Genomic DNA, 26,356 nt, shown 5'->3' on the forward strand with positions numbered 1-26,356 from the left:
CCAATGAAGTTCTAATTCTCTTATTTATTTCATCCATCACAAATAGTGAACAAAAATGATGAAAACTAGCAGAGGATTAGTCTGTCCATTTGTCGATACTTTCTTTCGAAACGATCATGTGAAAAATCGTTTATTTATGTACGATTTTTACATGCAAGGACGACATTTATCCTCTCTAGTGAAACTAGGGAGGTTTTTTTATGACTATTTTATTCGCACGTAATATTGAAAAAAGCTTTGGTGATCGTACACTATTTACGTTACCATCACTGGAAATTCAATCACAGGATCGCATAGGAATTGTCGGAGTCAACGGTGCTGGTAAATCTACGTTATTACAAATATTAAGTAAAGAAATAGAAGCTGACAAAGGCATAGTAACTCATCATAGTTCTATCAGCATCATTCCTCAGCTTAGCGAAGAACTACCAGAAACCGCTTCTTCTCTCGCAAAAGGAAAATGGTGCATTTCAAACGTTACAGATTCAATGAGCGGCGGTGAACGAATGCGTCTAAAGATTGCCCACGCTCTTGAACAGAATGCAGGCATTTTATTCGCTGATGAACCAACAAGCCACTTAGATATGACCGGTACAGAACAATTAGAAAAGGCACTTTTATCTTATAAAGGGGCACTTGTTTTAATATCACATGATCGTGACTTTTTAGATGCAATATGTACAAAAATCATCGAAATCGAAGACGGCACTATTCAAGAGTATAAAGGTAATTATTCAAACTATCGCAAGCAAAAAGAACGTGAGCGAATACAAAAACAAGCAGAATATGAGCAATATGTACAAGAAAAAAATCGTTTAGAGCAGTCCATTTTACAAAAAAAGCAACGTGCTTCTAGCATGACAAAAATCCCAACACGGTTCAGTTCATCTGAATCTAAACTGTATAAATTAAGTGGGGCTCATGGCCAAGAACAGGTTAGTAAAGCAGCGAAAGCATTAGAAACACGTCTTGAAAAACTAGAAAAGAAGGAAAAGCCAAAGGATCTTTCTCAAGCTCAGTTTGACGTGCAATACCATACACCCATTCATAGTAAAGTGGCATTACAGTTTAATAAAGCAACAAAGAAAATAGATGACCGCACACTATTCAAAAATATGAACGGAACGATTGTCCCTGGTGCAAAGCTTGCTATTTTAGGGGCAAACGGAAGTGGAAAAACGACCCTGTTCAACATGCTTCTTGCAAACGAGCGTGGCATTCAGCTTTCGAAAAGTTGTAAGATTGGGTACTTTGAACAAACACTATCCATTTTAAAAACGGATAAAACCATTTTAGAAAATGTGCTAGAAGAAACAAACTATACAGAGTCGTTCGTTCGCACAATACTTGCACGGCTTCTATTCCGCCGTGAAGATGTTCATAAACCTGTGCACGTTCTAAGCGGGGGCGAGCGAATGAAGGTTGCACTCGCAAAAGTATTTTTAGGAAACTATAATATGCTTCTGCTTGATGAACCGACAAACTATTTAGACTTAGCAACACAAGAAGAATTAGAAAGCATGTTACAAGAATATCCTGGCACTATACTTTTTATTAGCCATGACCGTGCCTTTATTCGCTCTGTGGCAGACCATATTCTACAAGTAGACGAGAGTGAACCTAGAGTATTCCACGGTAATTACGAGCAATACACCAAGAGAACAACCGAGGATTCTGTAAACGTTACCGAACAAGAATTGTTACGATTACAAACAAAATTAACAGAAATCATCGGCCGAATTTCCATACCAAATCATCACGATGACATTAAATCTCTCGAACAAGAATACGAAACATTATTAATTGAAATCCGGAAATGTAAAGGAGCACTCTAATGTCTTCCCTATATATCGACGGGACCTTCCGCATTTCCCAAGAAATATTGAATCTTCGACATAGCATACAAAAAGCCGTGCATCAGCACGGCTTTTTACTTCAGATACGGACAGCAGTCCCGCTGACCGCAACCATTAGCATCCCTTCGCGAACCACTTCATAATCCACGTCGATACCAACAATTGCATTCGCATTTTTTTGTCTTGCGAAAGTTTTCATTTCTTCCATTGCGATGTCGCGCGCTTCTTTTAATTTACTTTCATAAGCGCCAGCACGACCACCGACAACGTCACGGACAGAGGCGAAGAGGTCACGAACGATATTCGCACCCATAATCGCTTCTCCATTGACGATATCGATATACTCAATAATTTCTTTTCCTTGAATTGTAGACGTTGTTGTTACAATCATACTTTATTACCTCCCATATGAGATTTTTACCTACTTATGGTGCACTAATTCCGTACAAATTATATTTACGAACTAAACTGAGCTTCGTATAACCTACTGTATCCCCCGCCTTGCTCAATTAATTCATCATGTGAACCTTGTTCTGCAATACCATCTTTATTTACAACGACGATGCGATCTGCATTTTTAATCGTTGCCAGTCTATGAGCGATAACTAACGTTGTACGACCGACAGATAGTTCAGCAAGTGATTTTTGAATCGCAAGTTCCGTCTCTGTGTCTAATGCGGAAGTCGCTTCATCTAATATTAAAATTGGCGGGTTTTTCAAGAACATACGAGCAATTGCTAGACGTTGTTTCTGTCCACCTGAAAGTTTCACACCGCGCTCACCAATAACGGTATCTAAACCGTCTCGTTGTGAGTAAATTAAGTCTTCTAATTGCGCACTTTTTACTGCCTGCCAAATTTCAGCTTCTGACGCCTTTAAATTTCCGTAAGCAATATTTTCACGAATCGTTCCAGAGAATAGGAACACGTCTTGCTGCACAATTCCAATTTGCTTACGAAGTGAAGATAACGTCATGTCTTTCGTATCAATACCATCAATTTGAATGGATCCAGATGATTGCTCATAAAAACGTGGTAATAAGCTACATAACGTCGTTTTTCCAGCTCCAGATGGTCCAACGAACGCAACTGTTTCACCTGCATGTATTTTCAAACTAATATCATTTAAAATCGGTTCTTTATTTTCATATCCGAACGTAATGTTGTTATATTGAATATCACCGTGTACATGTTTCACTTCCATCGCATCTTTAGAGTCCACAATATCTGGCTCTGTTTCAAGAAGCTCTACATACCTCTTAAAACCGGCAATCCCTTTCGGATAACTTTCGATTACCGCATTAATTTTTTCAATTGGGCGGAAGAAAATATTCGTTAATAGAACGAATCCGATAAATCCACCGTACGTTAATTCACCTTGCAGAACAAACCATGTACCGCATATTAAGACGAAGAGCGTTACGAGGCGCATGAGCATATAACTAATCGATGAATTTAACGCCATAATTTTATACGCCATTAATTTCGTTGTACGGAAACGAGCGTTGTTCACAGCAAATTGCTCTTTCTCAAACTTTTCATTTCCGAATGCTTGTACAACGCGAATACCACCAACGTTATTCTCAATACATGCATTGAAATCAGCAACGTCTGAGAATAAACGTCTAAACGTACCTGTCATTTTTTTGTTGAAGTAAAGTGCTAACCATAATAGGAATGGAATGACGAAGAACGTTAATAGCGCTAACTTCCAGTTGATCATCATCATAAATGAGAATGCCCCAACTAAAGTCATTACAGCGATAAATAAATCTTCTGGCCCATGGTGAGCAATTTCCCCAATTTCCATTAAATCGTTCGTAAGACGTGAAATTAAATGACCTGTTTTATTATTGTCAAAAAATCTGAATGATAGCTTTTGAATATGATCAAATAATTTCTGTCTCATATCTGTTTCAATGTTAACACCAAGCATATGTCCCCAGTATGTAACGACATATTGTAAACCTGCATTTAACATATACACTGCAAGTAAACCGAAACAAGCCCATAAAATAAGCGTCCAGTTTTGCCCTGGCAATAACTTATCAATAAATTGATTTACGATAAGCGGGAAGCCAAGTTCTAGTAATCCTGCGACGACTGCACAAGAAAAGTCGAGTATAAATAAACCTTTATACGGTTTATAGTAAGAAAAAAATTTACGTAGCATATCTTCCCTCCATTTTCCAAAATTAAAAAGACTCCCTAAATGATAACCATTATCAAATAATTATTCAAGTGATTCGACTATGAAACTAAAATGAGGTTTGCGATAGTTGTCGTTTTTTGCCGGAAAGTCGATATATTTGGATAATCGCTGATATATTTCAATAATCGCCGATATATCTCAAGTTGCGCTGATATATTCCGATAATCGCCGATATAAATTTCATGTACTATAACTACCGCCCATCTTACACAAAAAAGGCATCACCACAAGGTGATACCTTTTCTTCTATTACATCGCTTCCGAATCCCACTCATGCTCCTGCTGAACAAACACAATACCCAATTCGTGATGTCCACCAGCGTATAATGCCGTTTGAGCAAGACGTAACTCTCCGTTTGTATCTAATACTTCTAACTTACAAAATGCTCCTGTCGTCTTCGTTTGAAGCGCATCATAAAATTCCTCAGCACTTCTTGGAATGACTCCATTTACTTTCGTAATCATTTCTCCAGGCAGTAAATTCAGCTCTGCTCCAATTGTATTTGGAATTGTATCTAGTACAACGAGTCCATCATTACGTGCAGCGAAGTATGCTGGTCTTGTTTCATCCGCAATTTTCTCTTGCATGGAAATTGTAAAACGTCCAAGCATTGCAACGCCCATTGCAATAATGGCAAGTACGTGCCACCAATAACTTGCGATTCCTAAAACAAGCACAAGTCCTGCTAATCCGTACACACGTCTTCCTGTAAATAATAAAGCTTCCGTCGGCTCATAACTTCTAATCCTTCTCATAAATCCAATTAAAAATGGAACGAGGAATAGAGAATATGTATGTGAACCGATTGACACGACAGGCCACCATGAAATAAACTGCGTTACTGCTTCACCTGGTACAAGAATAAAAATAGGAACGATCCATAAACGCTTTGATTCGTGTAAACCAATCTTTAGTCCACGCTTACCCTTCCTAATCTTCGGCGTCGAATATCCTACTGCATTTTTAGAAATCAACAAGCCCTCTACAACGAGCATGATGCCTAGCAAAATAGCAAGGGATACGATTGTATTCTCTTCACCTTCTCCAAGCTGTAAGAAAGAAACTGGTAGCTTAGAAGATAATAGAACACATACAATCGCGATACTAAACGTATAAGCCGCTGATAAATATCGATACATAGCAGTTAATCCAAATAGTAACGTCCAAAGTAAAATGGCCCATAAGCTCGCCTTAGAAACAACAAGTCCGAGCCCAATCGTAATGATAGATACGATTAATCCGTATTTAACTCCCGCCAATAAAGATGTTCGCAGTTCAAACCAAATATCATAAACTTTAAAAGAAAAATCTTTTCGTTCTCGTAACATACGTAAGTATCCAACGAAGATACTACTTATTAAAAATACATAGACAGCAGGGTGTAAGAAAAAACGTCCAACTGCCCGCATTATTTCAAAAATCCATGCCTCCACGAACCCATTCACCACCATTTATATCATTCTTTCTTTTTATATTATCATAACTGGACAAACGTTTGTTTAACACAAAAAAATACAGGCAGCAAACCGCCTGTATTTCTTTTTACTTCGCCATTAATTTTAATGCTGACTGTAATTGTAGATCATTTTCTCCAGAACGGATTTTTTCAATAATTTTCGTTTGAATCGCCTCAGCTGTCTTTTTATCGAGCTGTCCTGTCGCTTCCATCTTATTCGCATTTTGGAATGCTTTCAGTGCTGATTCTGTCTCTTTACTAAAGTAGCCATCTTCACGTCCTGGTACATATCCTAAACTCTTAAGCATTTCTTGGGCATGTTTTACTTGTACATCATTTGCATTGTATGAAAGTGTCTTTTCAATTTGAATTGGTGTCGCATGATAATAATCTGGTTGTTTCACTTCTACAGTTGGCTTGATTCCTTTTTTATGAATCCAGTTTCCATCCGGTGTTAACCATTTGAACATCGTTAATTTGATGTTGCTACCATCTTTAAATGGAACAGCTTGCTGAACAGTACCTTTGCCAAACGTTTTTTCACCAATTAAATCGTATCCTTCTCCCTCTTTTAGCGCACCCGCTAAAATCTCTGAAGCAGAAGCACTTCCGTTATCAATTAATACTGAAATCGGATATGGTTTTCTCTCTTTCAGTTCCGTAGAGAATTTCTTCTTCTCACCATTTCTTTGCTCTACTTGTAGCATCGGCTTTTTATCCGTCATAATTTCTCCTAGTATCTCTTCTACACTATTTAAGTAGCCACCTGGATTACCACGTACGTCAATAACTAAGCCTTTTATGTTTTTCTTCTCTAACTCTTTTAACTGATCCTTAAATTCTTTCGCTGTATTTTCAGCAAAAGAAGTGATTTGCATATAACCGATATCTTTTCCACTCTCTTGTTTCACAGAGCTAAACACTGTGAAGATTGGAATTTTTTCACGCTTAATTTTAAATACAATCGGATCAGCTACTCCTGCACGCTTAATTTCAATCGCAACAGTCGTTCCTTTTTTACCACGAATCTTTAATACTGCTTCTTCACGTGATAAATCTTTCACACTATTTCCATCTACAGATAAAATTTGGTCATTCGGTTTAATTCCAATCTTTTCTGCTGGTGAGCCTTTAATTGGAGATACGATAATAAGCTTACCGTCCGTTTTGTTCACCTCAGCCCCAATCCCTTCTAACTCGGGATCAAGCGATTCACTAAACTGTTTAGCCGTTTCTTTATCCATATACGTGGAATAAGGGTCCTTCAGCGTAGACAACATGCCTTGTATTGCACCTTCGACTAATTTTTCATCTTTCACGTCTTCCACATAACGTGAATCAATTAGTGCATACGCCTCATTAATTTTTGCCAAATTCCCTTGCGCAGTGCTAGCGTTTCCATTCGAAATTGTTTGCGTTACTTCTGCTGGGTTAACCCCAAATAAAGACATACCCGCAAACATTCCGCCAGCACCAATTAAAAATGCAACAACCATTCCAATAATTGCAACTCTACGTTTCAATGCGGAATTCCCCTTTCCAAAACACACAGGTGGTGTAGCAAAAGGCATCACACAGTGTGTGATGCCTTTACCTATTTCTACTATATGATAAGCTTGTACGAATTATGTTTGCAACTTTTTATACTTTTAAGAAGCGACGAATTGACATTACACTTCCCCACATACCGATTAAAGCCCCGATTAACACTAGTAAACCAGCTAATTGGAATACGAATGGGCTGTATGGTAGAAGTTCGAAAATTGTTCCGCCAAGTTTTTCGTTAAACACACCTTGCAACGAATTATACGTAACTAGAATTAAGCCAATTGGAATAATTGATCCTAATACTCCTAGGAATAATCCCTCTAATAAGAACGGCCAACGAATAAACCAGTTTGTTGCACCTACAAGTTTCATAATTTCGATTTCTGTACTACGAGCATAAATTGTAATTTTAATTGTATTAGAGATTAAGAACATCGCTGTGAATAAAAGACCAGCAATTAACACAATCCCGATGTTACGACCAGTTTTTACAGTATCAAATAATCGTTCAACTTGCCCTTTTCCGTACTGAACATTACTTACAAACTGCATTTTTTCAATCTTTTTCGCAATTGTTGCTGTATCTGTTGGTTCTTTTGCTTTTACAACGAATACGTTTTTAAGTGGGTTATCTTGTTCAAATAACTCAAATGTCTTTCCGCTATCGCCTAAGCTTTTAATTAAACGTTTTAACTCTTCTTCTTTAGAAGAATATTTAATAGAGTCTACTTTTGCAATCTTACTCATATCATCTTCTAATTTCTTTTGATCAGCTTCTTTTGCTGCTGGATCAATGTGTACACGAATTTCTACATCTTGCTCTACTTTCGTCGCAAAATGGTTCATATTCATAATCGCTGTTAAAAAGACACCTACAAGTAATAATGTAACTGTTACTGCACTAACAGAAGCAAACGTCATCCATCCGTTACGTGATAGATTCTTTACACCTTCTCGCAAATGTCGACTAAGGGTCTTAGCCTTCATATCCGTATCCTCCCTCCATCTCATCTCGAACAATTTTTCCGCCTTCAATCGCGATTACACGATGACGGATTGTATTTACGATATCTGCGTTATGTGTCGCCATAACGATCGTTGTACCACGCTCATTAATGCGCGTGAAAATCTTCATAATATCAAGAGCTGTTTCAATATCTAAGTTACCTGTTGGCTCATCGGCAATTACAACCTTTGGTCTATTAACAATTGCTCTCGCAATCGCAACACGTTGCTGCTCCCCGCCTGAAAGTTCGCTTGGAAGTGCGTCTGCACGATCTTCAAGACCTACAAGACCTAACACTTCTGTTACACGCTCACGAATTGCATCTGGCTCTTCTTCAATTACTTCTAAGGCAAACGCAACATTCTCATATACCGTTAATTTAGGTAGTAATTTAAAGTCTTGGAAAATCACGCCTAATTGACGACGGAAATATGGAACGTCTCTTTCTGCTAATGACTCGATAGTAAGACCATTTACATTAATTGATCCTGTAGATGGCTTCTCTTCACGATACATCATTTTAATAAATGTAGATTTTCCGGCTCCACTCGGTCCAACTACGTATACAAACTCGCCTTGTTTAATGTTAACTGTGAGACCAGCAATGGCTTTCATACCATTCGGGTACTCCTTATAAACATTCGTCATTTTTATCATTATTTATCACCCAATACTTAATGATTTTTTTCGAAATACTTTTCTGTACATTTGAAAATAAAAGCTAAACCTTTATTCTCTTTTAAACCACTCTTGTTGAAGGTAGTCTACTTATACTCTTTTTCTAAGCAATACTACTCTATGTAATATATTTCAGCAAAATTCTACAAACCTCATTGTAACATCAAACGGTTTCCAGTTTGGATACATTTTTGTTACAGTTATGTTACATTCCAAAAAAAGGGAAACGAGTTGATTATATGAATCAACTCGTCCATTTTACCCCTTTTTATTTATGTTCAGCTAACCACTCAGCTACTTTTTTCGCATCTTCACCTTGAATAAGTCCTGGCGACATTGAACCGCGACCTTTTTTAATAATTTCTTCGATATCTGCAGCGTCGTACTTCCCGCCTACTTTTCTTAAATCAGGTCCAGTTGCTCCTGATAAATCTGTTGCGTGACACCCAGCACAACTTCTTTGGAAAATTTGTTCTGCACTGTCTGTACTTGCAGACTGGTTCGAAGGCTTACTCTCTTCTTTATTTCCACACGCTCCTAAAGCAAAAACGACTGATGTTCCTAGCGCAATAGCCAATAATTTCTTTTTCACTTCTATCGCTCCCCATTGTTGATATTCTTTTCATTCCTAACACACTCATTTTCATTATAAGCATTATCTTTATATAGAAAAACTAAGGTATATTTCATATTCTTCAAAAATAAAGTGAGAACCCTAATGATATAAAGCTTTTATAAGTTGTTTCAATTCTGTGAACAACTTATAAACTTCTATAAAGGATTCTTTTTGAACGGGAATTTAGAAAAATTCTGTAGAAAGCCTTACTCTATTGCCAATCTGTTTTACTATTTTCTACTTTTTACAAAACAATATACAACATTGTATGCTACATATAATCCCATCAAAAAGAGAAGTTGTCGTTTCCAACTTCTCTTCCTCTGTACTTCATCCATATAAATAAAATAGCACTCTTTATGTCCTCTATATCCTCAACGTGCGCCAACAATTTTGTTGGCTTTTTTTCACTTAGCTTATTAGATGCGAGAACGTAAGTAAGCATCAATAAATGGATCAATTTCTCCATCCATAACTGCTTGCACATTACCGACCTCTGTATTTGTACGGTGGTCTTTCACAAGAGAATATGGGTGGAATACGTAAGAACGGATTTGGCTACCCCATCCGATTTCTTTTTGTTCTCCGCGAATTTCATCTAACTCCGCTTGTTGCTCTTCTAATTTCTTTTGATATAATTTCGCTTTTAACATCTTCATCGCATGCTCACGGTTTTTAATTTGAGAACGCTCTGACTGACACGTTACAACCGTATTTGTCGGTGTATGCGTAATACGAACTGCTGAATCTGTCGTATTAACGTGCTGTCCACCCGCTCCACTTGCACGATACGTATCAATTTTCAAGTCTTCTGTACGCACTTCAATTTCAACTTCATCATTGAACTCAGGTACAACTTCACAAGATACGAACGATGTATGACGACGGCCTGAAGAATCGAATGGTGAAATACGTACAAGACGATGTACACCTTTCTCAGCTTTTAAGTAACCGTAAGCGTTATGACCTTTAATTAATAAAGTAACGCTCTTAATACCAGCTTCATCACCTGGTAAGTAGTCAACAGTTTCTACTTTAAACCCACGTTTTTCAGCCCAACGTGTGTACATACGTAGTAACATAGAGCCCCAGTCTTGTGACTCTGTTCCACCAGCACCTGGGTGTAATTCTAAAATGGCGTTATTTTTATCATAAGGATCGCTAAGTAGTAACTGCAGCTCATACTCATTCATTTCTTGAATTAAGCCTTTTACTTCTGATTCAAGTTCCTCATGTAAATCTTCATCATACTCTTCTTTTAAAAGCTCATGCGTAATTTCTAGGTTTTCGAACGTCTCATCTAGCTGACGGAACTTTCCAACCATATCTTTCAGTGCATTTGCTTCGTTAATTACAGCTTGTGCGCCTTGTTGGTCATCCCAAAATCCTGCGCCCATCATTTTCTCTTCTAATTCTGCAATTTGTTTCTCCTTAGTAGGGAGGTCAAAGAGACCCCCTAAAAGCCGCTAATCTCTTAGCCATTTTCTCTAATTCCTGTCTAATTTCTACTAATTCCATTTCCTTCACCTCTATGTAATTGCTGTTACTTTCGTATGAAAACAAGGGAAACTCTCTCCACTTATGACGGAGAGAGTTTAATCCTTCTTAATTATACATTTTTGATGTAAAAGTTTGCAAAGCAGCCTAGGCTACCGCCCTATATTACTTCCCAATGCCACAGCAGTTTTTATATTTTTTACCGCTACCACATTTACATAAATCGTTGCGGCCCACTTGGTCACCTTTTACAACTGGTTTTTTCTTCGCCTCTTCGCCATCGCTAGATGGGTGAACAGCTTCACCTTGAACAACTTCTTGACGCTCTAAGTTTTGTTCAATTTCAGCTTTCATAATGTAACGAGAAATTTCCTCTTCAATAGAAGCAATCATTGATTCGAACATTGCGAATCCTTCCATTTGATACTCACGAAGTGGATCAATTTGGCCGTAAGCACGTAAATGAATACCTTCACGAAGGTGATCCATCGCATCGATATGCTCTGTCCATTTCGTATCTACAACACGGAATACAACAACTTTTTCGAACTCACGCATTTGCTCTTCTGGCATAAGCTTTTCTTTTTCGTTGTAACGCTCTATTAATTTCGCGATAATTGGCTCGCTCATTTCCTCTGGAGCAAGGCGACGTAATTCTTCTTCTTTCACATCTCCTTCTTGCAGAAGGTTTGTATTTAAGTAGTCAACAAGACCTTTAATGTTCCAATCTTCTTCAATTTCCTCTTGTGTATGAAGTGCAACCGCACGCTCTACTGTAGATTTCATCATACCTTCAATAATACCGCGTAAGTTCTCAGACTCCATTACCTCTTGACGCTGCTTGTAAATAACTTCACGTTGCTGACGAAGTACATCATCGTATTGTAGTAACTGCTTACGTGCATCATAGTTATTTCCTTCTACACGTTTTTGCGCAGATTCTACTGCACGAGAAACCATTTTACTTTCGATTGGCTGAGAATCATCCATACCAAGGCGATCCATCATCGCTTTCATATTATCAGAACCGAAGCGACGCATTAGTTCATCTTCCATTGATAAGTAGAACTGCGTAACACCTGGGTCCCCTTGACGACCAGCACGACCACGTAACTGATTATCAATACGACGACTTTCGTGACGCTCTGTACCGATAACGGCTAAACCAACGTTTTTCACATCGTCTCCAAGCTTAATATCTGTACCACGACCTGCCATGTTCGTCGCAATCGTTACAGCGCCTTTTATACCTGCTTCTGCAATGATATCCGCTTCACGCGCATGGTTTTTCGCATTTAAGATGTTATGACGTACACCTTTACGAGTTAACATTTTTGAAATAAGTTCTGACGTTTCAATCGCAACTGTACCGACAAGAACTGGTTGTCCTTGTTTATGACGATTTACAATATCCTCAACAACAGCATTAAATTTACCTTCCATTGATTTGAAGATTAAATCCGCACGGTCATCACGAATAATCGGTTTGTTTGTTGGAATTACGATAACGTTCATATTATAAATGTTACGGAATTCCTCTTCCTCTGTTTTCGCTGTACCAGTCATACCAGATAACTTTTCGTACATACGGAAGTAGTTCTGGAATGTAATTGTCGCAAGCGTCATACTTTCATTTTGAATTTCTACGCCTTCTTTTGCCTCGATAGCTTGGTGTAACCCTTCGCTATAACGACGACCTTTCATAAGACGACCAGTAAATTGGTCTACAATTACGATTTCGCCTTCTTGTACAACATAATCTGTATCACGATGCATAACAACGTGCGCACGAAGTGCCTGATTAATATGGTGAAGAAGTGCTACATGTTTTAAATCAAATAAGTTTTCAATATGGAAAGCTTTCTCCGCTTTCGTAATACCATCTTCTGTTAACATTACATTTTTCGTCTTCACATCAAATGAATAATCTTTTTCATTTTCTAACGTACGAACGAATGCATTTGCAAACATGTACAGCTCTGTTGATTTTTGAGCTTGTCCAGAAATAATAAGTGGCGTACGCGCTTCATCGACTAAGATAGAATCGACTTCATCGATAATAGCAAAGTGCAGTGGGCGTTGAACGCACTGCTCTTTATATAAAACCATGTTGTCACGTAAGTAATCGAATCCAAGCTCATTATTTGTGCTATACGTAATATCAGCAGCATAAGCCTCTTGTTTCTCTTCGCGTGACATACTGTTTAAATTAATTCCTACTGTTAATCCTAGGAACTCATGAAGTTGTCCCATTTCGCTCGCATCACGTTGTGCTAAGTATTCATTGACTGTAACAACGTGAACACCTTTTCCTGTTAAAGCATTTAAATATACAGGTAATGTAGATGTTAACGTTTTACCTTCACCCGTTTTCATCTCAGAGATATTCCCTTCATGTAAGGCAATACCACCCATTAACTGTACACCATACGGACGCATTCCAAGAACACGAGTCGCAGCTTCACGAACAACCGCAAAAGCTTCAGGTAGTAGATCATCTACTGTTTCACCTTTTGTTAGACGTTCTTTAAATTCAAGCGTCTTCCCTTTTAATTGTTCATCAGTTAATGGCTTAATAGATGGCTCTAATGCATCAATTTGCTCAACTGTCTTCTGCATACGTTTAATTTGGCGTTGATTTACATCAAATACCTTTTTTAAAATACCGATCATAGGAAATACGCTCCTCTTTTTTATTAAAATAAAACTTCCGATTGTTTTTCTTTTTCTCTATTACAATCAGTCGTTATAAAAATCAAATGTATGTTATGCCAATTTTTCTCCTAATTAAAAAAACTAAAATGTATATACCTAATGATAATTGTAACACTTGTCTTATAACTATGACAACAATCGGCCGAATGTCTCGTTCTAAATTAAGAAAACTTTTTTAAAAAATCTATTTTCAGCAAAAAAAGCGCAGCCATTTCGGCTGCGCTTTTGAATTATTACTTAGTTTCAATTAAACCATATTTCCCATCTTTACGGCCATATACAACGTTAGTTTCATTTGTATCAGCATTTGTGAAGACGAAGAAATTATGTCCTAGCATATCCATTTGTAGGATTGCTTCTTCAACGTCCATCGGTTTTAAGTCGAATCGTTTTGTACGTACAAGCTCTAGTTCATCCTCTTCTACCTCATCCAGAACAGCTACTGCTTCTGGAAGGATAAAGTTCGTTTTCATAGAACCTTTCTCACGTAACTTACGATTTACTTTTGTTTTATGTTTACGAATTTGTCGCTCAAGTTTATCAACTACTAAATCGATAGCAGCGTACATATCGCTATTAGTTTCTTCTGCACGAAGTAATAAATCAGTAAATGGAATTGTTACCTCGACACGTTGCTTGTCAGAGTATACTTTTAAATTAACTTTAATCTCTGGGAATGTATCAAAATAACGCTCTAACTTACTTAGTTTTTTCTCTACATATTCCTTTAATGCTGGAGTTACTTCAATATTTTCACCACGAATGTTGAATTTCATAGATGAATTCCTCCTTTCAAGCCTATGTACTATAATTTCGACACCGGCTTAAAAACTCCTTCTAACTTTTTTAAAAAAATTAGTGGAATTGCGATTTTTTTATCGTTTTTTGTTGAAATGAAAAGATGCATCGTTTCTATCTTTATTTTATCCTATTAACATCGTGAATAACGAATATAACTGTGGACAATTCGTTACAGAAAAGAAACAACTTTTTGACAACTCCATTCATAACAAAAACCCCTTGCAAAAAAACAAGAGGTTCTACCATATATATAACGTTGCCACAAGCGCAGCTTTCTCTTCTCAAAAACAATATACCTACAGTTTTACAACATTAGCTGCTTGCGGTCCACGTGCTCCCTCTACAATATCAAACTCAACTTGTTGCCCTTCTTCTAATGACTTATATCCATCTTGTTGAATAGCAGAAAAATGAACAAACACATCATCACCGTCTTCACGCTCAATAAACCCAAATCCCTTTTCTGCATTGAACCATTTTACTCTTCCTTGCATGTTCATTCCATTCCCTTCACTCTAAAAATCAGGGCATTTGCCCCATAATTTCACTATAACGAATGACAACATACGAAGTCAAAGAAGACTTATCGTCTTTTTATTATCTCTTTCGACAGTTACAGATCAACTTCTACAGAGCGTCAAACTAGAAACTTCGCTTGCTCCTTTATCATAGAAAAGACTTCCAATTTGTCTCACTGTAATTCCTGTCGTATATACATCATCAACAAGTAAAATGTGTTGACCATGAAACATCTCTTCTCTCTGAAAATAAAAAGGATTACTTCCCGAAAGCCTTTCTTTACGCGATTTCTTACTTTGCTTTTCTGTTTCCTTCCTTCTTAATGATGAATAAAAATTTTTGACAGGCAAACATGCTGCTAATAACTCTGCTTGATTAAAACCTCGTTCATATTCTCGTTCCCTACTAAGCGGAACAGCAATAACAGTTGAAACGTCCGTAAAATACTTTTGAAATAACTCCCGAAAAGATTGATAAAAAATACGAACTAACTCCGCATCACCTCGAAACTTAAACTGCGCTAGTATACCTTTCATATCATCATTGTACACGTACAACGAACGATTTTTAAAAGGACGATATCCTTCCTCATTCCTCCATCTTACACAGTCCATGCAAATGTCATTTTCTTTATATCGAGTAGGTAAGTCATCTAAAGGACGACCACAATCCATGCAAATTCCTCCTATAATATAGGAAAGTTTTTGCTCACATCTATCACATACATATTTTTTGGGGGACTTTACAAAGAAGGTGTACCAACTAACTGTTTCCACCATATACTCATCACAAAGTAAACAATGCATTAATCGATCAATCCTTGTTCTTTCGCATTTTTGTTCATACTTTGAATATGTTTTTTCGCGCGTACCATTGCCTCTGTCTTACCGTAATGAAAATACATAACCTCACCATATGGCTCTTCAAAACTACGCCCCGCTCGGCCTGCAATTTGTACGAGCGCACTCTCTGAAAAAATTTCTTCTTCAGCTCCTAACACAGCCACTTGTAAGTTCTTCACAGTTACTCCTCTTTCTAAAATTGTCGTTGTAACTAATAACGGAATGTCTCCCTTTCTGAAAGATGCTACTTTTTCTTTTCTCATCGAATCTTCTGCATGCACGCCATCTATTCTATTATCCAACCCTTTCAACAACTGACTTATTTCTTCTATATATCGCACATGAGGAACAAATAAAAAAATAGGATACTTTTTGTTTAAGTTCATTTTTAACCATTGTAGTAACACGCGAGGAATTTTTTTATGATGGAGGCTTTTCTTCCAATTTCCGCACCAACTAAATAGAGGAACTGGTAACGGGTGACGATGGTATCGTCCTGACACAATAACACCTTTTTGTTTCCCCTTTCTAAAATTACGCTTCCACTTCTCATCAGGGGTTGCAGTTAAATAAATACGCGCTGCTTTCTCTTTCATTGCTTGCCTAACTGCATACTGTAACATTTGATCTGCATGATACGGGAAGGCATCAATCTCATCTACAATCATCACATGAAACGCTCTATAGTAACGTAACAGTTGGTGAGTCGTTGCAACGACTAACGCTGCATCTTTTTTATGATCTACACTCCCTCCGTATAAAGCAGCTACAGTTATACTTGGAAACACTTCTTGTAATCTCGGCGCTAATTCCAGTACAACGTCCGTCCTTGGCGTTGCGATACAAACTCTTTCTCCTTTTCGAAGCGCCTCTTCTATACCGTAAAATAACATTTCTGTTTTTCCAGCCCCGCACACAGCCCAAATAAAAAAAGATTTTTTCTGCTTAATCGCTTCTTTAACCCCTTGCGCCGCCAACTCCTGACCAATCGATAAAGTCCCATTCCACTGTAATGGATTTAGCTCCCTGTCCCCGTTTCTTTCATGAATCCCGCGAACAAGTACAGTACATTCACTAACTCTCCCCATCGTGATACACTTCCGGCAATACGCGCATGCTTTACCGCACCTTTTACATAAAAATGATGCAAATAGCCGCTGCTCTATATTTCCGCAGCGCTGACATATATATTTAGAAGCCTTCTTCGTTATACCTTGTACACATACAACCTCTCCCTTCTTTTTCAAATCACTTAATTCTCTCCGTAAATCTGAAGAGAGTTCTTCTAATAGCAACTGTTTTCCAGCAAGCATTAGCACTCACCTCCAGCATTACTATAAACCTTTCTTATAATCTCGTAAAAACACAAAAAAGCCGATAACCTACTTATAAAATAGTAAGCTATCGACTTTATACACGTTTTTTATTCAATTATAATCCTATAATCTACCGTAACCTAAGAAATGTTTTTGGTTATAAGAACTATTTACACTACCGTAAGTAACACCCGTTGATTCATCAGCAGCATGGATCATTTGACCGCCACCAATATAAATACCAACGTGAGATACGCCTTCTCTGTAAGTACCTTGTAAGAAGATAAGATCTCCTGGTTTTGCTTCAGATGGGCTAATCTTTTGTACAGAGTTCCATAAACCTCTAGTATCTTGACGACCTAAACCGTAAACATAAGAGATTAAACCACTGCAGTCAAATCCACCATTTGAAATTGACGCACTACCCCATACGTATTTTAAACCTACTAAGCCTTTAGCTTTTGAGACAACATCTTGTCGTCCCCCATCATCATTACCTGGTACTGGAGTTGGAGCTGGTGTTGCTTTTTTCTCTTCTTTTTTCTTAGGCTCTTCTTTTTTAGATTCTTCTTTTGGAGCTTGTACAGCATTGTTTGCTGGAGCTACTGGCTCTGCTTGTGTTTGTGCTGGTTGAGCTGGAGCTTGTTGAGCCTGAGCTTGCTGAGCAGCTTGTTCTGCTTGTTTTTGAGCAGCAACTTCTTGTGCAGCTTTTTCTTGCGCTTCTTTTTCAGCAATTTGCTGTAATTTTAATGCCTGTTGTTCAAGCTCCTTCAATTGGTCTTCCGTACTTGTCATTGAAGTTACAACTGTATCCATTTTACCGCTTAAATCGTTTACTGCCGCTGCTTTTTTCTCTTTTTCAACATCAAGTTCTTTTTTAGCAGTTTCAATTTGAGCTTGTGCTTCTTTTAATTCTTTTTGCTTTGTTTTTACCGTTTCAACATCTTTTTTCACGTTCGCTTGATCTTCTTGTTGTGTTTTCATGATGTCTTCGTCAGACTCAAGAATTTTAGAAACTGAATTTAAACGATCAACTAAATCTGCAAGATTTTTAGAGTTTACAAGAACTTCTGTTACAACGTTCGTGTTTGGTTGCTCTTGAAGTGCAACTAAACGTTTTCTTAATAACTCTTCACGTTTTGCAATTTTCGTTTGTAATTCTGCAATATCTTTATTTTTCTTTTCGATTAATTGCTCAGTGTCCGCAACTTTTTTCGTTGTTTCATCAAGCTTTGCAGCATTCTCTTGAACAGACTTATCTAAACCTTGAATTGTTTTGTTTAAGTCATTCATTTGTTTTTGTAATTCATCACGTTCTTGTTGTTGTTTATGTAAAGTGTCATTTTGTGTATTAATTTGTGATTTCACGTCAGAAATTTTATCTTCTGCAAATACATTTGGTGTTAGTCCTGAAAACATTAACCCTGCCACTAATGCGCAAGATGCCATTTTTAGCTTTTTCATTTTATTTTTTACACCGCTTTCTTTTTTCTTTTTCCGTATATAACCTATAAAATTTATACCATAATTCGGGATTTTTTTTGCTAATGTTACGCTTTTGTAAAACAAATGTAATATTATATGTAACACTATCGCAAAATATGCATATTTTTGTATATACGTGTAGAGTTTTAAAAGTTTTTTTTAGCAAAGAAAAAAACGCAAGGTTTCCCTTACGTTTTATTAAATATACTAATACGGATGAAATCAAAACGTTATTTCATCCATTTCTCAGCCCAATTTTGGACTTCATCCATAACACTTTCTAACGCTTTTCCCTTGTCCGTTAAGCCATACTCGATTCGAACTGGTACTTCTGGATAAACATTACGAACTACAATGCCTTCGCTTTCCAATTCCTTTAAACGCTCTGATAACATACGATCGCTCATATTCGGTATAATATCTGCGATTTCTCTAAAACGTTTTGACTCTTCCAGCAAAGATTTAATAATTAAGCCAGTCCACTTCTTACTAAGCAAAGTAAAAGCTGACTCAAACTTTGGACATAAACAAGAATTATGCTCCATATGTTTCACCTCTCTTCTATTATAATATAGTTTCTTGTAAAAAGTAAGTTATAAAACTTTCCTCATTATTTTATTTTACGTACATTTTACCATTTCCAAATATTAACTTGTCAACTTCACGTAAAATATCCGTAAAAAAACCCTCTTCCGAAAGAGAGCTTTTTATATCTTTATTACTTCGTATACCATCCAAGACCTAGTGCACCTTCACCTAAATGCGTTCCAATTACAGCACCGAAATAACCTGTGCGGATTGTAACATGAGGATATTTTGCTTCTAATTCTGCCTTCCATTCATTCGCTTCCTCTTCACGTTGTGCATGAATGATAACTGCTTCCATAGGTACACCTTTACTTGCTTGCTCATCAAAAATTTCAATGATACGTTTTAGCGCTTTTTTACGCGTACGAATCTTTTCAAACGGGATAATGATTTTGTCTCTAAAATATAAAACCGGCTTTACTTGTAACAGACTACCGATGAAAGCTTGCGCACTATTTAATCGGCCTCCACGTTGTAAATGGTGTAAATCATCTACTACAAAATAAGCGTCCATCGTTTTCTTCATTTCATCAAAACGGGCGATAATCTCTTTTGGATCCTTCCCTTCGCTTGCTAGCTTTGCACCTTCACGCACGTAGAATCCTTGTACTTCACAACTAATTTCAGAGTCGTACGTATATACATCAATACCCTCTACCATTTGACCAGCTGTCGTTGACGTTTGATATGTACCACTAATCCCACTTGAAAGATGAATGCTAATAACTGCATCATAATCCTTAGATAATTCTTCATATAGCTCAACAAACTTTCCGATTGCTGGTTGAGAAGTTTTCGGAAGCTCTTCTTGCTCACGTACTTTTACATAAAAATCATCTGCTGAAATTTCAGCTTCTTCTTGATAAGATTCCGTTCCAAACACAACGTTTAATGGAATCATATATATATTGAGTTCATCACGAATATGCTTCGGTATATATGCTGTACTATCAGTAACAATAGCTGTTTTCATTTTCGTACCTGCCTTATAAAAAAGTTTTTATTTCCTAATTTTACACGAAAACTAAAAATGGTGCATCCATACATGAAAATGCGGGTTTGAAATTATACTTATCATCTCGACAAATTACAACAAAAAGGTAAAATACTCATCAAAAATTTCAGCTTATTTATAAAAAATGTTTGAATATAAAAACGCCCGCTTTTAAAATGTAAAGTACTAGTCATTTTGATGGATAGGGGCGTATACAAGTGTTATTACAATATTTAACAATAAAAAACTACGGTGAACACGAAATTGTTATTCAAAAATCAAGATTCATCTGTTATGTTAGTCGTGCTACAACCGAAGAAGAAGCTCAAGAATTCATACAAAAAATCAAAAAACAAAACTGGAATGCAACACATAATTGTTCTGCGTATTTAATTGGCGAACAAGATCAAATCCAAAAAGCAAATGATGATGGTGAACCTAGTGGTACAGCTGGCGTACCCATGTTAGAGGTACTAAAAAAACGCGGTTTAAAAGATACCGTCGTTGTCGTTACCCGATATTTTGGTGGCATCAAACTGGGAGCTGGTGGATTAATTCGCGCATATGGAAAATGTACAAGCGAAGGCATTAATCATGTCGGTGTTGTCGAGCGAAAGCTAATGCGTATTATGCAGACCGAAATTGATTACACATTACTTGGCAAAATTGAAAATGAATTACGCAATTCAAAATATGCCATTAAAGATATACATTACCTCGAAAATGTCACATTTGATACGTATGTAGAAGAAGATGGAAAACAAGCATTCACGGATTGGATGATTGAATTAACAAATGGGAAATGTACAATTACAGAAGGAGATATGTTGTACTTAGAACAAGATATTATCTAAGAATAACTACTGTATCGCCTTTAAAGATTAATGTAGTGAATTACTTTCCTACAAATGAACTAAGGAGATTATATATGGAAGAACGTTATTATCATCTCCAAAATAGCAGAATAAAAAAGAAACGAAGAAGAAAGTTTTTCTACTTCCTTATTTTCTTATTTTTATTTGGTAGTGTAGGACTTTATATATTAAATTCCTACTCTTCTCTCATGGGGATGTATAGTGGTTTTACTCGTGAAAAATCGGATTTGAGAACCGAAGATGTAGAAATTACAAAGGAGCCTTTTACACTCCTTATTATGGGTATAGAAGATTATGCAACAGACGGCCAAAACGGTCGTACAGATTCATTAATGTTTGCGACAGTCAATCCGAAAACGCAAAAGATTTCGCTTATGAGTATCCCTCGTGATAGTCGCGTTCCAATTGTCGGAAAGAATAAAGAGGACAAAATTAACGCTGCGCATGCTTACGGCGGAGAAGAAATGGCAATCAAAACTGTCGAAGGTTTCCTAAAAGTACCTGTAGACCATTATGTTAAAATTGATTTCCAAGGATTTAAAGGTATTGTTGATGCTGTTGGCGGTGTTACTGTTGATGTTCCCTTCGATTTTTGGGAGCGTTCAGACGTAGATTACTACAAAAAAATCCAATTTAAGCAAGGACAGCAAGAATTAAATGGTGAAGAAGCACTCGCTTACGTTCGTATGCGAAAGCAAGATCCAAATGGTGACTATGGTCGGGCCGCTAGACAAAGACAATTACTAGCTGCTGTTGCTCAAAAACTAAATTCCACCTCTACCGTATTTAAAATTAAAGATTTAACAGCGGTCGTTGGAAAATATATAAAAACTGACATTCCTATTTCTGATGGCCTTGCTCTTTACAAGAAACTTTCTGGGTTTGATCCTTCCACAATACAAACACTCAAACTTGAAGGAGAAGACAAAAAAATAGGTGGTATTTATTACTTCCTTCCAGATCCAAACGGTGTTGAGGCAGTACGTAACGAAATTAAAAAAGAACTAGGAGAAAAGGTAACCACGCAAGAAAATTCAACAACAAAAACCGAATCCACTCCTTCTTCAAATTCTAACTCTAACGAAAAAGCGAAGAAAGAAACGAATCGGAATCAGAATAAAACACCAACTGATCCCCCTCCTTCTACGAATGCTCATGCAGAGTGGATTATGAGAAATCAGCAATAAAAAAGAGCCAAATCGCATGCGATTTGGCTTTTTTTTATTTATTAAAGTGTTTTAAAATTGCTTCTACAATACGCTCTGATGCACGGCCATCACCGTACGGATTAGATGCTTTTGACATCTTATCATGAGCTTCTTTGTCTGATAACAACTCATCAGCAAGGCTAAAGATTGTCTCTTCGTCTGTTCCCGCTAATTTCAACGTACCTGCTTCAATACCTTCTGGACGCTCTGTTGTATCACGAAGAACAAGAACTGGCACACCGAGTGACGGTGCTTCCTCTTGTACCCCGCCAGAGTCAGTTAACATTAAGTATGAACGAGCTGCAACATTGTGGAAATCAATTACATCTAGCGGCTCAATTAAATGAATGCGGCCATGATCGCCTAAAATATCATTTGCAGTTTCACGAACAACAGGGTTCATATGAACAGGATACACAACTTGTACGTCTTCATGCTTATCAACAAGACGCTTAATTGCACGGAACATATTACGCATTGGCTCTCCTAGGTTTTCACGGCGGTGAGCTGTCATAAGTACAAGACGATCATTTCCAAGTTTCTCTAGTACAGGATGACTATATGTTTCTTTTACAGTCGTTTTTAGCGCGTCAATCGCTGTATTTCCTGTTATGAAAATGCGTGATTCATCTTTATTTTCTTTCTGTAAGTTCGTTGCTGATTTTGCTGTAGGTGAGAAATGAAGATCTGCCATTACGCCTGTTAATTGGCGATTCATCTCTTCTGGGTATGGAGAATACTTATCCCATGTACGAAGTCCTGCTTCGACATGACCTACTGGAATTTGATTGTAGAAAGCAGCTAAACTTGCAATAAACGTTGTCGTCGTATCACCATGTACAAGTACGATATCAGGCTTTGCTTCTTTCATTACTTTATCCAAACCTTCTAAACCACGCGTTGTAATATCGATTAAAGTTTGGCGATCCTTCATAATATTCAAATCGAAATCTGGTGTAATTCCAAAGATACTTAATACTTGGTCTAACATTTGACGATGTTGTGCTGTTACAGTCACAATCGATTCAATTTTCTCAGGATGCTTTTGCAACTCTAATACAAGAGGTGCCATTTTAATTGCTTCTGGACGTGTCCCGAAAATTGTCATTACTTTTAAACGTTCAGTCATTTCATTGCCTCTTTTCTTTCACTAGTTACAAATCCTATTATGACATATAAGAATATACATGAATACATACCTTTTTAACGAATAACAGAAAAATCCCTCTTATGAATACTTTCTCTTCCAACGGAATAATAATCTATTCCTTGTTTCTTGACATCCTCATTAGTATAACAATTTCTTCCATCAAATAAAATAGGCTCTCTCATAAGTTGTGCGTACTTTTCTAACGGATAAGCTCTGATTGCTTCCCATTCTGTCACGATAAAAGCCGCACTCGCTCCTCTAATCGATTCATCTATACATTCGCTATATTGTATAGTCTCCCCAAAGATATTTTTCATATTGTGAATTGCCTTTGGATCATATAGAACTACATCCGCACCCATATGAATTAATTCTTGTATCATAATAAGGGACGGTGCGTCTCTTATATCATCCGTATTCGGCTTAAATGCCGCTCCCAGCACTGCAATCCGCTTCTTGTTCATATTTATTACTTTCTTCGCTTTCTCAATCAATAACAACTGTTGTTTATTATTCACTTCAATGACGGCTTTTAACAAACGAAAATCATGCGCCACATTCCCTGCAATTTGCACAAGCGCTTTCGTATCTTTCGGAAAACACGATCCCCCGTAACCAATGCCCGCATTTAAAAAAGACGCCCCAATTCTCTTATCCATTCCCATTCCTTTTGCAACATCTAATACATTAGCTCCTACCTTCTCACATATATTTGAAATTTCATTGATAAAACTAATTTTTGTCGCTAAAAAGGCATTCGATGCGTATTTAATCATCTCTGCACTTTTTATATCTGTAACATACGTTTGCAAATGTAATTTACTATATAAATTCTCAACTTTTCGCGCCGCTTCCTCATTATCAGCTCCAATTACAATACGATCTCCCTGAAAAAAATCGTAAATCCCTGAACCCTCCCGTAAAAATTCGGGATTCGATACAATATGTAATTCATGCCTATTTTGTAATGTCTCCTCAATCCATCCCCTCATAGCACCATTCGTCCCTACAGGAACAGTACTTTTTGTAACAACAATAATGTCTTTAGTCGCATATGCTCCAATATCAAAACATGCATTTTGAATATATGTTAAATCTGCTGTCCCATCTAATAACGATGGCGTTCCAACTGTAATAAATATAAATTCTGCATCATGAAATGCTTCTTCTTTACTTGTTGTAAAAGTTAAACGATTATTCTCACACGCATCATGTATTAATTCATATAAGCCAGCTTCATAAATAGGCAGATCCCCTTGTTTTATCCGTTCAATTTTCTCATCATTTATATCAAAACATGTAACCGAATGTCCCAATACTGCCAATCCTACTCCTGTAATCAATCCAACGTATCCGGTACCTATTATCGTAATTTTCATTTCCTTTTCGCACAGGAATATACAATAGAGAATATACGAATACATAGAATTTCCCCTGTGCTTCCCCCTCTCACATTAAAAATGAGAAAACTCTTTTACTTCTTTATTATATGAATTGCTTTCTTCATTCTTTTTTAAGTTTTTGTAAAATTAAATATTGTCCATAAAACCAATAGAAATTTTACCGAGATTAAAGCTGCACGTTCAGGCTTGAAAAATTCCCACATTTTAACACGGAACTTACTCATTTCTACGTGTAACACTTATAATATTGAAATAAAATTATTCGCTATTAAAGAGAAAGAGAAAATGTCATATTCCAAAGCCCAATACGATTAACCTTCTCAAACGATTCAACATTCTGTATACCATTGTCATATATTCTATCTGCTTCCATTTACCATAAAACGAAAAAAAGATTGAATTCTAATCTTTTTGTGATACCATATGTTATGAGCCTGTAAATAAACATCATAATTTTCAGATAAATATATTAAAAAAAATTACGTTAGACTATAAAAGGGTGGGGTATTAATGGACTCACAAGTGATTTATGCCATTTTGGCATCTTTCATCACTGTACTCGTCGTTACTCCTTTAGTTATTAAGTTAGCTTTTAAAATAGGAGCAACAGATAAGCCAAACGCGCGTAAAGTGCACCAAAAGATTATGCCTCGTCTTGGCGGGTTAGCAATATTTATTGGTGTGGCTGTTGGATTTGTTGTCGGTGGCTTATACGAACAAAGAATGTTATCGATAACGCTAGGTGCGATTATCATTGTAATCATCGGTATTTTAGATGATATGTACGAGTTATCTGCGAAGGTAAAATTCGGTGGACAACTATTAGTTGCCATTATGATTGTAAAAAGTGGATTATTAGTGCAAGTATTATATATTCCAATCCTCGGGGATACTGAACTTGGATGGCTTGCTTACCCAATTACAGTATTTTGGATTGTAGGTATTACAAATGCAATCAACTTAATTGATGGCTTAGATGGATTATCCGCTGGTATTTCATCTATCGTACTGGCAACGCTAGCATACATGGCCTTCACTAGCCCATGGGGTACTGGAACGGCTATCATTTTACCTCTAGCACTAATTGCACTTGCAAGTACAATTGGATTTTTATTCTACAACTTCCATCCAGCAAAAATTTTCATGGGAGATACAGGAGCACTATTTTTAGGATACTGTATTTCTGTTATATCGTTACTCGGATTATACAAAAGTGTAACGCTATTCAGCTTTATCGTTCCAGTTATCATTTTAGGCGTGCCTGTATTTGATACGACATTTGCAATTATCCGTCGTATCGTAAATAAAAAACCTATTTCAGCACCAGATAAGTCGCATTTACATCACCGTTTACTTGCAATGGGCTTCTCTCATCGTAAAACGGTACTAATTATATACGCATTCGGTATTTTCTTTAGTGTAAATGCAATCATTTTCTCTAGTGCGACATTATGGTTATCCATTATTCTTCTTTTCGTTTTAATCTTCTTTACAGAGATTATTGCTGAAGTAATTGGACTTGTACATGAACGTTACAAACCACTTATTTCCTTTTATAAAAAAGTGAAAAAACGCGAAGACTAATTGTAGT

22 protein-coding genes are annotated in these 26,356 nt (G+C 36.9%); 4 read left to right on the top strand and 18 right to left on the bottom strand.

Features of this window, described 5'->3' with window-relative positions; all coding sequences use genetic code 11:
- The first annotated feature begins 200 nt into the window (after window positions 1-200).
- On the top strand, window positions 201-1,835 hold the full coding sequence (gene abc-f, locus ACTFRN_RS14770) for a ribosomal protection-like ABC-F family protein (protein ID WP_074567477.1): 1,635 nt from the start codon (window positions 201-203) through the stop codon (window positions 1,833-1,835).
- A gap of 100 nt (window positions 1,836-1,935) precedes the next feature.
- On the opposite strand, the gene ACTFRN_RS14775 is transcribed toward abc-f, so the two are convergent.
- From ACTFRN_RS14775 to ACTFRN_RS14850, 16 genes are all read right to left on the bottom strand, one after another.
- On the bottom strand, window positions 1,936-2,247 hold the full coding sequence (locus ACTFRN_RS14775; protein WP_000637523.1) for a heavy metal-binding domain-containing protein: 312 nt from the start codon (window positions 2,245-2,247) through the stop codon (window positions 1,936-1,938).
- Window positions 2,248-2,312: 65 nt separating this feature from the next.
- Entirely contained in the window at window positions 2,313-4,028 is a 1,716-nt protein-coding gene (locus ACTFRN_RS14780) for an ABC transporter ATP-binding protein (protein WP_000944623.1), read from the bottom strand.
- Between the two features lie 288 nt (window positions 4,029-4,316).
- Window positions 4,317-5,519 (bottom strand): PDZ domain-containing protein, encoded by a 1,203-nt coding sequence (locus ACTFRN_RS14785; protein WP_074567478.1) that lies wholly within the window; start codon window positions 5,517-5,519, stop codon window positions 4,317-4,319.
- 91 nt (window positions 5,520-5,610) lie between these two features.
- Window positions 5,611-7,047 (bottom strand): S41 family peptidase, encoded by a 1,437-nt coding sequence (locus ACTFRN_RS14790; protein WP_000830290.1) that lies wholly within the window; start codon window positions 7,045-7,047, stop codon window positions 5,611-5,613.
- 118 nt (window positions 7,048-7,165) lie between these two features.
- Window positions 7,166-8,059 carry a permease-like cell division protein FtsX gene (gene ftsX, locus ACTFRN_RS14795; RefSeq protein WP_000645019.1) on the bottom strand — a complete coding sequence of 298 codons (894 nt, stop codon included), beginning with the start codon at window positions 8,057-8,059 and terminating at the stop codon, window positions 7,166-7,168.
- Window positions 8,049-8,735 carry a cell division ATP-binding protein FtsE gene (gene ftsE, locus ACTFRN_RS14800; RefSeq protein ID WP_000594318.1) on the bottom strand — a complete coding sequence of 229 codons (687 nt, stop codon included), beginning with the start codon at window positions 8,733-8,735 and terminating at the stop codon, window positions 8,049-8,051. The genes ftsX and ftsE overlap by 11 nt, the downstream gene beginning before the upstream one ends.
- A gap of 289 nt (window positions 8,736-9,024) precedes the next feature.
- Entirely contained in the window at window positions 9,025-9,348 is a 324-nt protein-coding gene (gene cccB, locus ACTFRN_RS14805) for a cytochrome c551 (RefSeq protein WP_000727968.1), read from the bottom strand.
- Between the two features lie 443 nt (window positions 9,349-9,791).
- Window positions 9,792-10,890, bottom strand: a protein-coding gene (prfB, locus tag ACTFRN_RS14810) for a peptide chain release factor 2 (RefSeq protein ID WP_096001716.1) whose coding sequence is annotated in 2 segments (ribosomal slippage) — window positions 9,792-10,817 and window positions 10,819-10,890 — 1,098 coding nt in all. Because the reading frame shifts where the segments join, the coding sequence is not laid out codon by codon here.
- 144 nt (window positions 10,891-11,034) lie between these two features.
- On the bottom strand, window positions 11,035-13,542 hold the full coding sequence (secA, locus tag ACTFRN_RS14815) for a preprotein translocase subunit SecA (protein WP_000579366.1): 2,508 nt from the start codon (window positions 13,540-13,542) through the stop codon (window positions 11,035-11,037).
- A 275-nt stretch (window positions 13,543-13,817) separates the two neighbouring features.
- Window positions 13,818-14,360 carry a ribosome hibernation-promoting factor, HPF/YfiA family gene (hpf, locus tag ACTFRN_RS14820; protein ID WP_000671190.1) on the bottom strand — a complete coding sequence of 181 codons (543 nt, stop codon included), beginning with the start codon at window positions 14,358-14,360 and terminating at the stop codon, window positions 13,818-13,820.
- Between the two features lie 321 nt (window positions 14,361-14,681).
- Complete coding sequence (cspC, locus tag ACTFRN_RS14825; RefSeq protein WP_001162041.1) at window positions 14,682-14,879, bottom strand: cold shock protein CspC; 198 nt, start codon at window positions 14,877-14,879, stop codon at window positions 14,682-14,684.
- A 126-nt stretch (window positions 14,880-15,005) separates the two neighbouring features.
- Window positions 15,006-15,710 carry a ComF family protein gene (locus ACTFRN_RS14830; RefSeq protein ID WP_001998620.1) on the bottom strand — a complete coding sequence of 235 codons (705 nt, stop codon included), beginning with the start codon at window positions 15,708-15,710 and terminating at the stop codon, window positions 15,006-15,008.
- Window positions 15,710-17,059, bottom strand: coding sequence for an ATP-dependent helicase ComFA (comFA, locus tag ACTFRN_RS14835; RefSeq protein WP_088106316.1), 1,350 nt, complete (start codon window positions 17,057-17,059; stop codon window positions 15,710-15,712). Before comFA ends, ACTFRN_RS14830 begins: the two co-directional genes overlap by 1 nt.
- A gap of 126 nt (window positions 17,060-17,185) precedes the next feature.
- A complete protein-coding gene (locus ACTFRN_RS14840) occupies window positions 17,186-18,631 on the bottom strand; it encodes a C40 family peptidase (RefSeq protein ID WP_041184798.1) in 1,446 nt (481 codons plus the stop codon).
- Window positions 18,632-18,777: 146 nt separating this feature from the next.
- Complete coding sequence (locus ACTFRN_RS14845; protein WP_000400857.1) at window positions 18,778-19,092, bottom strand: winged helix-turn-helix transcriptional regulator; 315 nt, start codon at window positions 19,090-19,092, stop codon at window positions 18,778-18,780.
- Between the two features lie 173 nt (window positions 19,093-19,265).
- Entirely contained in the window at window positions 19,266-20,108 is an 843-nt protein-coding gene (locus ACTFRN_RS14850; RefSeq protein WP_000844764.1) for a DegV family protein, read from the bottom strand.
- Window positions 20,109-20,347: 239 nt separating this feature from the next.
- Here ACTFRN_RS14850 and ACTFRN_RS14855 point away from each other — a divergent pair, with 239 nt between their 5' ends.
- Together ACTFRN_RS14855 and ACTFRN_RS14860 are read left to right on the top strand one after the other, a co-directional pair.
- Window positions 20,348-20,983, top strand: a complete 636-nt coding sequence (locus tag ACTFRN_RS14855) for a YigZ family protein (RefSeq protein WP_000926694.1) — start codon at window positions 20,348-20,350, stop codon at window positions 20,981-20,983.
- A 74-nt stretch (window positions 20,984-21,057) separates the two neighbouring features.
- Window positions 21,058-22,191 carry an LCP family protein gene (locus ACTFRN_RS14860; protein WP_000392775.1) on the top strand — a complete coding sequence of 378 codons (1,134 nt, stop codon included), beginning with the start codon at window positions 21,058-21,060 and terminating at the stop codon, window positions 22,189-22,191.
- 34 nt (window positions 22,192-22,225) lie between these two features.
- Here ACTFRN_RS14860 and wecB read toward each other — a convergent pair whose 3' ends face one another.
- Both wecB and ACTFRN_RS14870 read right to left on the bottom strand, forming a co-directional pair.
- Window positions 22,226-23,341: a non-hydrolyzing UDP-N-acetylglucosamine 2-epimerase gene (gene wecB / locus ACTFRN_RS14865; protein ID WP_000140128.1), complete on the bottom strand. Its 1,116-nt coding sequence runs from the start codon at window positions 23,339-23,341 to the stop codon at window positions 22,226-22,228.
- A 74-nt stretch (window positions 23,342-23,415) separates the two neighbouring features.
- Window positions 23,416-24,786, bottom strand: coding sequence for a UDP-glucose dehydrogenase family protein (locus tag ACTFRN_RS14870; protein ID WP_000287659.1), 1,371 nt, complete (start codon window positions 24,784-24,786; stop codon window positions 23,416-23,418).
- Window positions 24,787-25,275: 489 nt separating this feature from the next.
- Between ACTFRN_RS14870 and ACTFRN_RS14875 the strand changes: the two genes are divergently transcribed.
- Window positions 25,276-26,349: a glycosyltransferase family 4 protein gene (locus ACTFRN_RS14875; protein ID WP_000378310.1), complete on the top strand. Its 1,074-nt coding sequence runs from the start codon at window positions 25,276-25,278 to the stop codon at window positions 26,347-26,349.
- Window positions 26,350-26,356 lie beyond the last annotated feature (7 nt).

It is taken from the genome of Bacillus cereus group sp. MYBK245-2 (assembly GCF_051916145.1).
GTDB lineage: Bacteria > Bacillota > Bacilli > Bacillales > Bacillaceae_G > Bacillus_A > Bacillus_A pacificus.